We start from the raw sequence: 14412 nt of genomic DNA on the forward strand, positions 1-14412 counted from the left end.
CCAGCTCCCACCTTTGTTTTGCGGTGTGTCAGGGCTTATTGCGCATCGAAGGCCTGGCCATTGATGCCGGCACTGTCGGGCCCCATCAGGTACAGGTACACCGGCATGATCTCTTCCGGCGCCGGCCTTTCCATCGGGTTTTCCCCTGGGTACGCCTGGGCGCGCATGCTGGTGCGGGTGCCGCCCGGGTTGATGCTGTTGGTGCGCACTGCGGCCACATCTTCCAGCTCATCGGCCAGGGTTTGCATCAGCCCCTCGGTGGCGAACTTGGACACGCCATAGGCACCCCAATAAGCACGGCCCTTGCGCCCGACACTGCTGGAGGTGAACACCACCGACGCGTCCTGGGACAGCTTGAGCAGCGGCAGCAAAGTGCTGGTCAGCATGAACATCGCGTTGACGTTGACGTGCATCACCCGCATGAAGTTCTCGCCGGACAACTGCTCGATGGGTGTGCGCGGGCCGATGATCGAGGCGTTGTGCAACAGGCCGTCTAGGTGGCCGAATGCCTTTTCGATCATCGCTGCCAGCTCATCGTATTGATGGGGCAGGGCGGTCTCCAGGTTGAACGGGATTACCACCGGCTGCGGGTGGCCGGCGGCTTCGATCTCGTCATAAACCTGAGCCAGGTTGGCTTCGGTCTTGCCCAGCAACAACACGGTGGCGCCATGGGCGGCATAGGTCTTCGCCGCTGCCGCGCCAATCCCGCGACCGGCGCCGGTTACCAGGATGGTCCGGCCTTTGAGCAGTTCTGGCGGTGCAGAGTAATCAAACATAAATAGCCTCGACAAAATTCAAGGTGATACACCACTTGAAGTGGAATCCATTTCCTGTGGGAGCTGGCTTGCCTGCGATGGCGGACTAANCCAGCTCCCACATTGATCTCAGCGTTGTTGAGATCTTCGAACAATCAGCAACTGCACAGCGCGTTATCCAGCACCTTGCGCAATTCCAGCGGGTGATCCACCACCACATCCGCGCCCCAGTGGCGTGGGTTGTCATCCGGGTGGATATAGCCGTAGGTGACCGCCGCCGTGCGCGTACCGGCGTCGCGGCCGGATTCGATGTCGCGCAGGTCATCGCCCACGAACAGCACGCTGGCCGGGTCCAGGTCGAGCATCTTGCACGCCAGGATCATCGGCTCCGGGTCCGGCTTGCTGTTTTTCACATGGTCCGGGCAGATCAGCACGGCCGAGCGTTCGGCCAGGCCCAGGCGCTGCATGATCGGTTCGGCAAAGCGCACCGGCTTGTTGGTGACCACGCCCCAGATCAGCTTGGCTTTCTCGATGTCTTCCAGCAGTTCGGCCATGCCGTCGAACAGTTTGCTGTGCACCGCGCAGTCCTTGAGGTAGCGCTCCAGGAATTCCTGGCGCAGCTCTTCAAAGCCTGGGGATTCAGGATCCATCGAGAAGGTCACGGCAACCATCGCTCGGGCACCGCCGGAGATTTCATCGCGGATGTGCTGCGGGTTGATCGGCGCCAGGCCTCGGTCGGCGCGCATGGCCTGGCAGATGGCGATAAAGTCCGGCGCGGTGTCCAGCAGGGTACCGTCCATGTCGAAGAGAACCGCTCGCAACTTCACAGGCTTACTCCTCGCGCAGGGTCTGGATCATGTAGTTGACGTCAACGTCGTTGGCCAGCTTGTAGTGCTTGGTCAGCGGGTTGTAGGTCAGGCCGATGATGTCCTTGACGGTCAGCCCAGCCTGGCGGCTCCACGCACCCAGCTCGGAAGGGCGGATGAATTTCTTGAAATCATGGGTGCCACGCGGCAGCAGCTTCATGATGTATTCGGCGCCGATGATCGCGAACAGGTAAGCCTTGGGGTTGCGGTTGATGGTGGAGAAGAACACCTGGCCGCCGGGCTTGACCATACGGAAGCACGCACGGATCACCGAGGACGGGTCTGGCACGTGTTCGAGCATTTCCAGGCAGGTGACCACGTCGAACTGCTCGGGCATTTCTTCGGCCAGGGCTTCGGCGGTGATCTGGCGGTACTCCACGCTCACGCCGGATTCGAGCTGGTGCAACTGGGCCACGGCCAGCGGCGCTTCACCCATGTCGATGCCCATGACGGTGGCGCCGCGCTGGGCCATGGCTTCGCTGAGGATGCCGCCGCCGCAACCGACGTCCAGCACCTTCTTGCCAGCCAGGTTGACGCGCTCGTCAATCCAGTTGACCCGCAGTGGGTTGATATCGTGCAGGGGTTTGAATTCGCTCTCGCGGTCCCACCAGCGGTGAGCCAGGGCTTCAAACTTGGCGATTTCGGCGTGATCGACGTTGCTCATGGTGAATCCTCTGAATCTGATAAGTCGGTGTGTCGCGGCTGAACCCAAGGCTTCAGCCGCGTCGTTATTCGCTGTGCCCGCTGATGCGTTGGCCCCAGGCAATGGCCGTGGCGGTCAACTGTTGTTCATCCATGCGGGTCAATTGCCGGTCGTCGAGCAATGGCTTGCCGGCAACCCAAAGGTGTTTCACGCAATCGCGCCCGGTGGCATATATAAGCTGTGAGACCGGATCGTAGATCGGTTGTTGCGCCAGCCCGGAAAGATCAAAAGCGACGATGTCTGCCGCCTTGCCGACTTCCAGGGAGCCAATCTGGCTGTCCAGGCCCATCGCCCTGGCGCCGTTGAGTGTGGCCATGCGCAAGGCGCGGTGGGCATCCAGCGCAGTGGCCGAGCCGGCCACGGCCTTGGCCAGCATCGCCGCCGTGCGGGTTTCGCCGAGCAAATCCAAGTCATTGTTGCTGGCAGCGCCGTCGGTGCCGATGGCCACGTTGACGCCAGCCTGCCACAAGCGCTCCACCGGGCAAAAGCCGCTGGCCAGTTTCAGGTTCGATTCCGGGCAGTGAATGACGCTGGTGTTGCTTTCTACCAGTAAAGCCAGGTCGTCTTCGCTGATTTGGGTCATGTGCACGGCCTGAAAGCGCGGGCCCAGCAGGCCAAGTCGAGCCAGGCGCGCCAATGGCCGCTCGCCGGTCTGCTCGACGGCTTGCTGCACTTCAAAGGCAGTTTCGTGAACGTGCATATGGATCACGGCGTCCAGCTCTTCGGCGATCACCCGGATCTTTTCCAGGTTGGCATCGCACACGGTGTAGGGCGCGTGGGGGCCGAAGGTGATTTTGATGCGCGGGTGGTGCTTGAGGTCGCCGAACAGCTCGATACCCTGGCGAATCGCCTCGTCGGCACTGCTGGCGCCGGGGATCGGGAAGTCGAGGATCGGCAGTGCGATCTGCGCACGCATACCGCTGTTGTGCACGCAGTCACTGGCGACCTTGGGGTAGAAATACATGTCCGAGAAGCAGGTGATGCCGCCCTTGATCTGCTCGGCAATGGCCAGGTTGGTACCGTCACGCACGAACGCTTCATCGACCCACTTGGCTTCGGCGGGCCAGATGTGCTTTTCCAGCCAGGTCATCAGTGGCAAATCGTCGGCCAGGCCGCGGAACAGGCTCATGGCTGCATGGCCGTGTGCATTGACCAGGCCGGGGCTGAGCAGCATGCCGGGCAGTTCACGCACCTCTTGCGCCGCCAGCTTCAACGCCGCGTCCCGTGGCCCGATAAAGGCAATGCAGCCATCGCGGATACCCAGGCCGTGCTCCTTGAGCACCACCCCAGCGGGCTCGACGGGTACCAGCCAGGTCGGCAGCAGCAACAAGTCGAGCGGGGCGGCAGTGGAGGTCATCGCAGGCTTCTTCCCAGGCAGCTATAAAAGAAGGGCGAAGTATACCCGAGCGTCCCGGCTGGCGGATCGCTATAATCGGCGGCTTTTGTTCATGAGTGCGGGGTAAGGGATGCGCGACCGACTGTTGGCTGCAGAGAACGTGAAGGCCATCGAATGGCGTGATGGCGCGCTGCACCTGCTCGACCAGCGTGTTTTGCCGTCCCGGGAGCATTGGGTGGCCTGCGGTACCGTTGAAGCGGTGGCCGACGCCATTCGCACCATGGTGGTGCGGGGTGCACCGGCCATCGGCATCTGCGCTGCCTATGGCTTGGTGCTCGCCGCCCGCGAGCGCATCGCCGAGGGTGGTGACTGGCAGGCCGCGTGGGAAGAAGACTACGCCTTGCTGGCCCACACCCGGCCGACCGCATCGAATTTGTTCTGGGCCTTGCAGCGCATGCGCGACCGCCTGGATCGCCTCAAGCAGGACGCCGACCCGCTGGTGGTGCTGGAGGCCGAAGCCGTCGCGATCCATGAGAGTGATCGGGAAGCCAATGTGGTCATGGCCCAGCTGGGTATGGAGCGGATTCGCAAGCATCAGGGCAATGCCCAGGCGATCCTTACCCATGGCAATGCCGGCGCGTTGGCTTCCGGCGGCGTTGGCACAGCCCTCGGGGTGATTCACGCGGCGTATCTGGAGGGGTTGGTCGAGCAGGTCTATGTCAATGAAACCCGTCCATGGCTGCAAGGCTCGCGTCTGACGGCGTGGGAGTTGGCGAGCCAGGGCATCCCGGTGGCGGTGAATGCCGACTCCGCGGGCGCGCATATCCTCAAGACCAAAGGCGTGACCTGGGTGGTGGTGGGTGCTGACTGTGTTGCGGCCAATGGCGATGTGGTCAGCAAGATCGGCACTTATCAACTGGCCGTCTGTGCCATGCACCATGGCGTGCGCTTTATGGTGGTGGCGTCAAGTTCGACCCTCGATTTGATGATGGCTGCGGGGGAGGATGTTGCGCTGGAGCAGCGCGATATGGGTGAGTTGCTTGAGGTTGATGGGCAGCGGTTGGATATCGCGGCGCTTAACCCTGTATTTGACGTGACGCCTGCGGACCTTATTGACGTGATCGTCACCGAAAAAGGCATTGTCGAGCGGCCAGACACTGCCAAACTGGCCAAGTTGATGTGTCGTAAGCGGCTGCATTGAGTGTGTGGGTGCCTGTGGGGGCGCCATCGCAGGCAAGCCAGCTCCCGCCTTTAACTGTATTCACAAATCAAAGGTGGGAGCTGGATTGCCTGCGATCGGCCCTTGAAGTCAACAAAACGTCTGCATTCCATCCTCGCAAAAAAGCACCATCGCGCCTCTGAGCCCCTCTCGTCCCCTTCAAGCCTGTCATCCGTCAAATTACTAGCCTCCATGCGCATCAGGGGGATAGGTGCGTGGCGGCGATTGTGATAACATCCGGCGGTTTCCAGGGCTGCCCCGAGGGGTTGCCTATAACGTGCAGATCCGTGTCATAACTCGTTGATTTGTCGTAAGTCGTTGTCAGGCACCGTGCCGGCAGCGGCGAGCTTCGTTCGTCCCGAATGGATGTGACGAGGTTTCACCCGAAAAAGGAATCAGGCTTCTCATGGGCGAACTGGCCAAAGAAATCCTCCCGGTCAATATCGAAGACGAGCTGAAACAGTCCTACCTCGACTACGCGATGAGCGTAATTGTCGGTCGGGCACTGCCTGATGCGCGCGATGGCTTGAAGCCCGTGCACCGGCGTGTGCTGTTCGCGATGAGCGAGCTGGGTAACGACTGGAACAAGCCGTACAAGAAATCTGCCCGTGTTGTCGGTGACGTGATCGGTAAGTATCACCCTCACGGCGACACTGCGGTGTACGACACCATCGTTCGGATGGCGCAGCCGTTTTCCCTGCGCTACCTGCTGGTAGACGGCCAGGGCAACTTCGGTTCGGTGGACGGCGACAACGCCGCGGCCATGCGATACACCGAAGTGCGCATGACCAAGCTGGCGCACGAGCTGCTGGCCGACCTGCATAAAGAAACCGTGGACTGGGTGCCGAACTACGACGGCACCGAAATGATCCCGGCTGTCATGCCCACCAAGATTCCCAACCTGCTGGTCAACGGTTCCAGCGGTATCGCCGTGGGCATGGCCACCAACATCCCGCCGCACAACCTCGGCGAAGTCATCGACGGTTGCCTGGCCCTTATCGACAACCCTGAGCTGACCGTCGATGAGCTGATGCAATACATCCCCGGCCCGGACTTCCCGACCGCCGCGATCATCAACGGTCGCGCCGGCATCATCGAAGCCTACCGCACTGGCCGCGGGCGCATTTACATGCGTGCCCGCTCGATGATCGAAGACATCGACAAGGTCGGTGGCCGCCAGCAGATCGTCATCACCGAACTCCCTTACCAGCTGAACAAGGCACGCCTGATCGAGAAGATCGCCGAGCTGGTTAAAGAGAAGAAGCTGGAAGGCATCACCGAGCTGCGCGACGAGTCCGACAAGGACGGTATGCGCGTGGTCATCGAGCTGCGCCGCGGCGAAGTGCCCGAGGTGATCCTCAACAACCTCTACGCCCAGACCCAGCTGCAAAGCGTGTTTGGTATCAACGTGGTTGCCCTGATCGACGGCCGCCCGCGCATCCTGAACCTCAAGGACCTGCTGGAAGCCTTCGTGCGTCACCGCCGCGAAGTGGTCACCCGTCGCACCGTGTTCGAGCTGCGCAAGGCCCGCGAGCGCGGCCATATCCTGGAAGGCCAGGCGGTTGCGTTGTCGAACATCGATCCGGTGATCGCCCTGATCAAGGCCTCGCCAACCCCGTCGGAAGCCAAGGAAGCGTTGATCAGCACGCCTTGGGAATCCAGCGCCGTGGTCGCGATGGTTGAGCGCGCTGGCGCCGACTCGTGCCGCCCGGAGACCCTGGACCCGCAATACGGTCTGCGTGAAGGCAAGTACTTCCTGTCGCCAGAACAGGCCCAGGCCATCCTGGAACTGCGCCTGCACCGCCTGACTGGCCTTGAGCACGAGAAGCTGCTGGCCGAGTACCAGGAGATCCTCAACCAGATCGGCGAGTTGATCCGCATCCTCAGCAGCGCCGTGCGCCTGATGGAAGTGATCCGCGAAGAACTGGAAGTGATCCGCGCCGAATACGGCGACGTGCGCCGCACCGAAATCCTCGATGCGCGCTTGGACCTGACCCTGGGTGACATGATCCCGGAAGAAGAGCGCGTGGTGACCATCTCCCACGGCGGCTATGCCAAGACCCAGCCGCTGGCGGCCTACCAGGCCCAGCGTCGTGGTGGTAAGGGTAAATCGGCTACCGGCGTGAAGGATGAGGACTACATCGCTCACCTGCTGGTCGCCAACAGCCACACCACGCTGCTGCTGTTCTCCAGCAAGGGCAAGGTGTACTGGCTCAAGACTTACGAAATCCCGGAAGCCTCCCGCGCTGCCCGTGGCCGTCCGTTGGTCAACCTGCTGCCCCTGGACAGTGATGAATACATCACCACCATGCTGCCGGTCGAGGAATACACCGAAGGCCACTTCATCTTCATGGCCACCGCCAAAGGCACCGTGAAGAAGACCCCGTTGGAATCCTTCAGCCGTCAACGCAGCGTGGGCCTGATCGCCCTGGAGCTGGATGAAGGCGACGTGCTGATTTCCGCAGCCATCACTGATGGCGAGCGCGAAGTCATGCTGTTCTCCGACGGCGGCAAGGTCACACGTTTCAAGGAGTCCGACGTGCGTGCCATGGGCCGTACCGCCCGGGGTGTACGCGGCATGCGCCTGCCGGAAGGGCAGAAGCTGATTTCGATGCTGATCCCGGAAGAAGGCAGCCAGATCCTCACCGCGTCCGAGCGTGGTTATGGCAAGCGTACCGCCATCAGTGAGTTCCCGGAGTACAAGCGTGGCGGCCAGGGCGTGATTGCCATGGTCAGCAACGACCGCAACGGCCGTCTGGTCGGCGCGGTGCAGGTGCTCGATGGCGAGGAGATCATGCTGATTTCCGACCAGGGCACCCTGGTGCGTACCCGTGTGGCGGAAGTGTCGAGCCTGGGCCGTAATACCCAGGGCGTGACCCTGATCAAGCTGGCCAAGGACGAAAAACTGGTCGGCCTGGAGCGTGTGCAGGAGCCTTCGGAAGTCGAAGGTGAAGAGCTCGAAGGTGAGGAATTTGAAGGCGAGGTGATCGCAGCTGGCGATGACAACGTTGACGAGCCAACCCTCGACGCTGCCGCAGACGAAGAAGAACCGCAGGAGTAAGCGGACACACAGGGGGCGGATGAAGATTCGCCCCCTTGTTGTTTGTCCCGTATGAAATACAGCGCCCTTTGCCTGGACGCGGTCCATGTGGGAGCTGGCTTGNCGCTGCTATCGCAGGCAAGCCAGCTCCCACAGATGTCCGCTCCAGAACGAGGGCGTTGCTGACATGATTGCAGCCCCACCAGATCAGAGTGAGATTGGATGTGAGCAAGAGAGCCTATAACTTCTGTGCCGGTCCCGCGGCGCTTCCTGAAGCAGTCCTGCAGCGTGCGCAGGGTGAACTCCTCGACTGGCATGGAAAAGGCCTCTCCGTGATGGAAATGAGCCATCGCAGCGATGAGTTCGTGTCTATCGCCAACAAGGCCGAGCAGGACCTGCGCGACCTGCTGGACATCCCATCCAATTACAAAGTGCTGTTCTTGCAGGGTGGTGCGAGCCAGCAGTTCGCCCAGTTACCGCTGAACCTGCTGCCCGAAGGCGGCACTGCCGACTATATCGACACCGGTATCTGGGGGCAGAAGGCCATTGAGGAGGCCTCGCGCTACGGCCATGTCAACGTGGCGGGCACCGCCAAGCCCTACGACTACTTCGCCATTCCCGGTCAGAACGAGTGGAAGCTGACCAAGGACGCGGCCTACGTTCACTACGTCGCGAACGAAACCATCGGCGGCCTGGAATTTGATTGGGTGCCGCAAGTAGGTGACGTTCCGCTGGTGTGCGACATGTCTTCGGACATCCTCTCGCGCCCGATCGACGTGTCCAAGTACGGCATGATCTACGCCGGCGCGCAGAAGAACATCGGCCCGAGCGGCATCCTGGTCAATATCATCCGCGAAGACCTGCTGGGTCGCGCCCGCTCGGTGTGCCCGACCATGCTCAACTACAAGGTCGCGGCCGATAACGGCTCGATGTACAACACCCCGCCGGCGTTTGCCTGGTACCTGTCGGGCCTGGTGTTCGAATGGCTCAAGGAGCAGGGCGGCGTGGCGGCCATGGGCAAGCTCAACGAAGAGAAGAAGCGCGTCCTGTACGACTTTATCGACGCCAGCGGCCTGTACAGCAACCCGATCAACCTCAGCGACCGCTCGTGGATGAACGTGCCGTTCCGCCTGGCCGACGACCGCCTGGACAAGCCGTTCCTGGCCGGCGCCGACGCGCGCGGCCTGCTGAACCTCAAGGGCCACCGCTCGGTAGGCGGTATGCGCGCCTCCATTTATAACGCTGTCGACATCCACGCCATCAACGCGCTGGTTGCCTACATGGCAGAGTTCGAAAAGGAACACGGCTAATGTCTGAGCAAGAACTCAAAGCCCTGCGCGTACGCATTGACAGCCTGGACGAGAAGGTCCTGGAACTGATCAGTGAGCGCGCGCGCTGCGCCCAGGAAGTGGCCCGGGTGAAAATGGCGTCCCTGGCGGAAGGCGAAGTGCCGGTGTTCTACCGGCCCGAGCGTGAAGCCCAGGTGCTCAAGCGCGTGATGGAACGCAACAAGGGCCCGTTGGGCAACGAAGAGATGGCGCGGTTGTTCCGTGAAATCATGTCTTCGTGCCTGGCGCTGGAGCAGCCGCTGAAAGTGGCTTACCTCGGCCCTGAAGGCACCTTCACCCAGGCGGCAGCCATGAAGCACTTCGGCCATGCGGTAATCAGCAAGCCGATGGCGGCCATCGACGAAGTCTTCCGTGAAGTCGCGGCCGGTGCGGTGAATTTTGGCGTGGTGCCAGTGGAAAACTCCACCGAAGGCGCGGTCAACCACACGCTGGACAGCTTCCTTGAGCACGACATGGTCATCTGCGGTGAGGTGGAGCTGCGTATCCACCACCACCTGCTGGTGGGTGAAAACACCAAGACCGACAGCATCAGCCGCATCTACTCCCACGCCCAGTCCCTGGCCCAGTGCCGCAAGTGGTTGGACGCCCATTACCCGAATGTAGAGCGCGTTGCGGTGTCCAGCAACGCCGAGGCGGCCAAGCGGGTCAAGGGTGAGTGGAACTCGGCGGCGATTGCCGGCGATATGGCTGCCGGCCTGTACGGCCTGACGCGCCTGGCCGAAAAGATCGAAGATCGCCCGGATAACTCCACGCGCTTTTTGATGATCGGCAGCCAGGAAGTGCCGCCCACCGGCGACGACAAGACCTCGATCATCGTCTCCATGAGCAACAAGCCCGGCGCGCTGCATGAGCTGCTGGTGCCGTTCCACGACAACGGGATTGACCTGACGCGCATCGAGACTCGTCCTTCGCGCAGCGGTAAGTGGACCTACGTATTCTTTATCGACTTCATGGGCCATCACCGCGACCCTCTGGTCAAGGGCGTGCTGGAGAAAATCAGTCAGGAAGCCGTGGCACTCAAGGTGCTGGGCTCTTACCCGAAAGCGGTTTTGTGAGGCTTTGACATGAGTGGCAACTTCCTCGCCCTGGCGCAGCCGGGCGTGCAACAACTCTCGCCTTACGTTCCAGGCAAGCCTGTGGACGAACTGGCCCGCGAGTTGAATCTGGACCCGTCCAAAATCGTCAAGCTGGCGAGTAACGAAAACCCGCTGGGCCCGAGCCCAAAAGTGTTGGCGGCGATTCGTGAAGAGCTGGCCGAACTGACCCGTTATCCCGATGGCAACGGTTTTGCGCTCAAGTCTTTGCTGGCGGACAAATGCCGGGTCGAGCTGAACCAGGTGACCCTGGGCAATGGCTCCAACGACATCCTTGAGCTGGTCGCCCGTGCTTACCTGGCGCCAGGCTTGAATGCGGTGTTCAGCGAGCACGCGTTTGCGGTCTACCCGATCGTGGCTCAGGCGGTGGGGGCGGATGCTCGCGTGATTCCTGCCAAGGACTGGGGCCATGACTTGCCGGCGATGCTGGCGGCCATCGATGCCCAGACTCGCGTGGTGTTTATCGCCAACCCGAACAACCCGACCGGCACCTGGTTTGACGAGCAGGCACTGAACGAATTCCTGCAGGACGTGCCGGGGCATGTGCTGGTCGTGCTGGACGAAGCCTACATCGAGTACGCCGAAGGCAGCGACCTGCCCGATGGCCTGGATTTCCTCGCGGCCTACCCGAACCTGCTGGTGTCGCGTACGTTCTCCAAGGCTTATGGCCTGGCGTCGTTGCGGGTCGGTTATGGCTTGTCCACGCCCGTGGTAGCCGATGTGCTGAACCGCGTGCGCCAGCCGTTCAACGTTAACAGCCTGGCCCTGGCGGCCGCCTGTGCGGCGGTGCAGGATACCGAATACCTGGAAGAAGGCCGTCGCCTCAACGAAAGCGGCATGCTGCAATTGCAGGAAGGTTTTCGTGAGCTGGGCCTGGGCTGGATTCCGTCCAAGGGCAACTTCATCTGCGTCGACCTCGGCCAGGTGGCTGCGCCGGTGTTCCAGGGCTTGCTGCGCGAGGGCGTGATCGTGCGCCCGGTGGCCAACTACGGCATGCCGAACCATCTGCGTATCACCATCGGTCTGCCGGCTGAGAACAGCCGCTTCCTTGAGGCGTTGGCCAAGGTTCTGGCCCGTGGTTGATGTCACTGCATTGCAACCTGCTGTGCCTATGATCGGTCGCCTGGTGGTGGTCGGCCTGGGGTTGATCGGTGGCTCCTTCGCCAAGGGCCTGCGTGAAAGCGGGCTGTGTGGCGAAGTGGTGGGCGTGGACCTCGACCCGCAGTCGCGCAAGTTGGCGGTGGAGTTGGGCGTGGTGGACCGCTGTGAAGCGGACCTGGCCGTTGCGTGCCAGGGCGCGGATGTGATCCAGCTCGCCGTGCCGATCCTTGGCATGGAGAAATTGCTGGCGGTACTGGCTGGTATGGACCTCGGGCAAGCGATTCTTACCGATGTGGGCAGCGCCAAAGGCAACGTGGTGCGTGCTGCACGATTGGCGTTTGGTGGGATGCCGCCGCGCTTTGTGCCGGGCCATCCAATCGCTGGGTCCGAGCAGAGCGGGGTGGAGGCATCCAATGCGCAGCTGTTCCGTCGGCATAAGGTCATCCTGACGCCGCTTGCGCAAACCGATCCCACGGCGTTGGCAGTGGTGGATCGTCTCTGGCGCGAGCTGGGCGCGGATGTAGAGCATATGCAGGTCGAGCGTCACGACGAAGTGTTGGCAGCGACCAGTCACTTGCCGCATCTGCTGGCATTTGGCTTGGTGGATTCGTTGGCCAAGCGCAACGAGAACCTCGAGATTTTCCGCTACGCCGCCGGCGGCTTCCGCGATTTCACGCGGATTGCCGGCAGCGATCCGGTGATGTGGCACGACATCTTCCTCGCCAATCGCGAAGCGGTGTTGCGCACTCTGGACACCTTCCGCAGTGACCTCGACGCCTTGCGCGATGCGGTGGATGCGGGAGACGGCCATCAACTGCTGGGCGTGTTCACCCGTGCGCGGGTGGCGCGTGAACATTTCAGCAAGATCCTCGCGCGCCGGGCCTACATGGAAACCGCAGTGAGCACCGATGACTTGACCTTCGTCGCCAGCCCGGGTGGCCGCTTGAGCGGGCGCATCCGCGTGCCGGGTGACAAGTCGATCTCTCATCGCTCGATCATGCTGGGGTCGTTGGCCGAAGGTGTGACCGAGGTGGAGGGCTTCCTTGAGGGTGAAGATGCCCTGGCGACCTTGCAGGCCTTTCGCGACATGGGCGTGGTGATCGAGGGCCCGCACCATGGGCGCGTGACCATTCACGGTGTCGGCCTGCATGGCCTGAAGGCTGCGCCGGGGCCGATCTATGTGGGTAATTCCGGCACATCGATGCGCCTGTTGGCCGGTGTATTGGCGGCGCAGAGCTTTGACAGCGTGCTGACCGGCGATGCCTCGCTGTCCAAGCGCCCGATGAACCGTGTAGCCAAGCCGCTGCGGGAAATGGGCGCGATCATCGAAACCGGGCCGGACGGGCGTCCGCCACTGAGCATTCGTGGTGGGCAGTCGCTAAAAGGCTTGAACTATGTACTGCCCATGGCCAGTGCCCAGGTGAAATCCTGCCTGTTGTTGGCGGGGTTGTACGCTGAGGGTAAAACCTCGGTGACCGAGCCAGCACCGACCCGCGACCATACCGAGCGCATGCTGCGCGGCTTTGGTTACCCGGTGGCGGTGCAGGGCGCGACGGCGTCGCTGGCGTCGGGGCTTGGGTTGACCGCTACGCGTATTGAAGTGCCGGGGGATATTTCGTCTTCGGCGTTTTTCCTGGTGGCGGCCTCGATTGCCGAGGGCTCCGAGCTGCTGCTGGAGCATGTCGGTATCAACCCGACCCGCACCGGGGTAATCGATATCCTGCGGCTGATGGGGGCTGATATCGCCCTCGAAAATCAGCGCGAGGTGGGCGGCGAGCCGGTTGCGGATTTACGTGTGCGTGCCGCCGCGCTCAAGGGCATCGAAATTCCAGAGGCCCTGGTGCCGTTGGCGATTGATGAGTTCCCTGTGCTGTTTATTGCCGCAGCCTGCGCTCAAGGTCGCACCGTTTTGCGCGGTGCCGAGGAGTTGCGGCTCAAGGAGTCCGATCGTATCCAGGTGATGGCCGACGGTCTGTTGGCCCTGGGCGTGAAGTGTGAACCCACGCCTGATGGGATTATCATTGACGGTGGCCCGATGGGCGGCGGTGAAGTGCATGCCCATGGCGATCACCGGATTGCCATGGCGTTCAGTGTGGCTTCCCTGCGGGCGATGGCGCCTATTCGTATCCTTGACTGCGCCAATGTTGCTACGTCTTTTCCGAACTTTCTGACACTGTGTGCCCAAGTCGGCATCCGTGTTGCCCAAGAGGCTCAATTGTGAATATCAAAGCACCGGTGATTACCATCGACGGGCCTAGTGGCTCGGGCAAAGGCACAATCGCTGGCATTCTGGCCAAGCGCCTGGGTTGGTGCCTGCTGGATTCTGGCGCGCTGTACCGCCTGCTGGCGTTTGCTGCGCACAACCATGGTGTTGACCTGACCAACGAAGAATTGCTGACGAAGCTTGCCGCCCATCTGGATGTGCAGTTCATTGCGGCGACCGAGGGTCAGTTGCAGCGCATCATTCTGGAAGGTGATGAAGTCAGCGATGTGATTCGCACCGAGAGTATCGGCGCGGGCGCCTCCCAAGTGGCTGCGCTGCCCGCCGTGCGCGAGGCGCTGCTGCAGCGCCAGCGCGCATTCCAGGAGGCGCCGGGCCTGGTGGCCGATGGCCGCGACATGGGCACGGTGGTGTTTCCCGAGGCGCCGCTGAAGATTTTCCTGACCGCCAGCGCCGAGGAGCGGGCACGCCGCCGTTACTTGCAGTTGAAGGGCAAAGTCGATGGTGTTAGTCTGTCGAGTCTGCTAGATGAGATCCGTGCACGCGATGAGCGTGATACCCAGCGTGCGGTAGCCCCGCTCAAACCGGCGGCTGACGCCATACAGCTGGATTCCACGGAGCTGTCCATCGAGCAGGTGCTGGAACGCATCATGAGTGAAATCGCCATTCGCGATATCGCCGGGTGATCAAGAAGGCCGCAGGGGACCAGTCATAGTCCTGCGGTGGCT

The 14412-nt window shown here is 62.0% G+C and carries 11 protein-coding genes; 7 read left to right on the plus strand and 4 right to left on the minus strand.

The window, feature by feature from the left end:
* Positions 1-35: 35 nt before the first annotated feature.
* From ACTJLA_RS24050 to ACTJLA_RS24065, 4 genes are all read right to left on the minus strand, one after another.
* Positions 36-776: a YciK family oxidoreductase gene (locus ACTJLA_RS24050; protein WP_314548335.1), complete on the minus strand. Its 741-nt coding sequence runs from the start codon at positions 774-776 to the stop codon at positions 36-38.
* A 134-nt stretch (positions 777-910) separates the two neighbouring features.
* A complete protein-coding gene (gene mupP, locus ACTJLA_RS24055) occupies positions 911-1582 on the minus strand; it encodes an N-acetylmuramic acid 6-phosphate phosphatase MupP (protein WP_003189759.1) in 672 nt (223 codons plus the stop codon).
* Between the two features lie 4 nt (positions 1583-1586).
* Positions 1587-2285, minus strand: a complete 699-nt coding sequence (gene ubiG / locus ACTJLA_RS24060; RefSeq protein WP_003189760.1) for a bifunctional 2-polyprenyl-6-hydroxyphenol methylase/3-demethylubiquinol 3-O-methyltransferase UbiG — start codon at positions 2283-2285, stop codon at positions 1587-1589.
* A 64-nt stretch (positions 2286-2349) separates the two neighbouring features.
* On the minus strand, positions 2350-3681 hold the full coding sequence (locus ACTJLA_RS24065) for a TRZ/ATZ family hydrolase (protein ID WP_072446750.1): 1332 nt from the start codon (positions 3679-3681) through the stop codon (positions 2350-2352).
* Between the two features lie 109 nt (positions 3682-3790).
* Here ACTJLA_RS24065 and mtnA point away from each other — a divergent pair, with 109 nt between their 5' ends.
* The 7 genes from mtnA to cmk all read left to right on the plus strand — a co-directional run bounded on the left by mtnA (position 3791) and on the right by cmk (position 14370).
* Positions 3791-4861 carry an S-methyl-5-thioribose-1-phosphate isomerase gene (gene mtnA, locus ACTJLA_RS24070; protein WP_314548340.1) on the plus strand — a complete coding sequence of 357 codons (1071 nt, stop codon included), beginning with the start codon at positions 3791-3793 and terminating at the stop codon, positions 4859-4861.
* Positions 4862-5285: 424 nt separating this feature from the next.
* Positions 5286-7940, plus strand: coding sequence for a DNA gyrase subunit A (gyrA, locus tag ACTJLA_RS24075; RefSeq protein ID WP_032892792.1), 2655 nt, complete (start codon positions 5286-5288; stop codon positions 7938-7940).
* A gap of 203 nt (positions 7941-8143) precedes the next feature.
* Entirely contained in the window at positions 8144-9229 is a 1086-nt protein-coding gene (gene serC / locus ACTJLA_RS24080; RefSeq protein WP_054921888.1) for a 3-phosphoserine/phosphohydroxythreonine transaminase, read from the plus strand.
* A complete protein-coding gene (gene pheA, locus ACTJLA_RS24085) occupies positions 9229-10323 on the plus strand; it encodes a prephenate dehydratase (RefSeq protein ID WP_032902668.1) in 1095 nt (364 codons plus the stop codon). Before serC ends, pheA begins: the two co-directional genes overlap by 1 nt.
* A gap of 9 nt (positions 10324-10332) precedes the next feature.
* A complete protein-coding gene (gene hisC, locus ACTJLA_RS24090; RefSeq protein WP_314548345.1) occupies positions 10333-11445 on the plus strand; it encodes a histidinol-phosphate transaminase in 1113 nt (370 codons plus the stop codon).
* A gap of 28 nt (positions 11446-11473) precedes the next feature.
* Positions 11474-13684: a bifunctional prephenate dehydrogenase/3-phosphoshikimate 1-carboxyvinyltransferase gene (locus ACTJLA_RS24095; RefSeq protein ID WP_314548574.1), complete on the plus strand. Its 2211-nt coding sequence runs from the start codon at positions 11474-11476 to the stop codon at positions 13682-13684.
* On the plus strand, positions 13681-14370 hold the full coding sequence (gene cmk / locus ACTJLA_RS24100) for a (d)CMP kinase (RefSeq protein ID WP_003189772.1): 690 nt from the start codon (positions 13681-13683) through the stop codon (positions 14368-14370). The genes ACTJLA_RS24095 and cmk overlap by 4 nt, the downstream gene beginning before the upstream one ends.
* The last annotated feature ends 42 nt before the right edge of the window (positions 14371-14412 follow it).

This window comes from Pseudomonas sp. 22072, assembly GCF_052046095.1.
Classification (GTDB): Bacteria; Pseudomonadota; Gammaproteobacteria; order Pseudomonadales; family Pseudomonadaceae; genus Aquipseudomonas; species Aquipseudomonas paracarnis.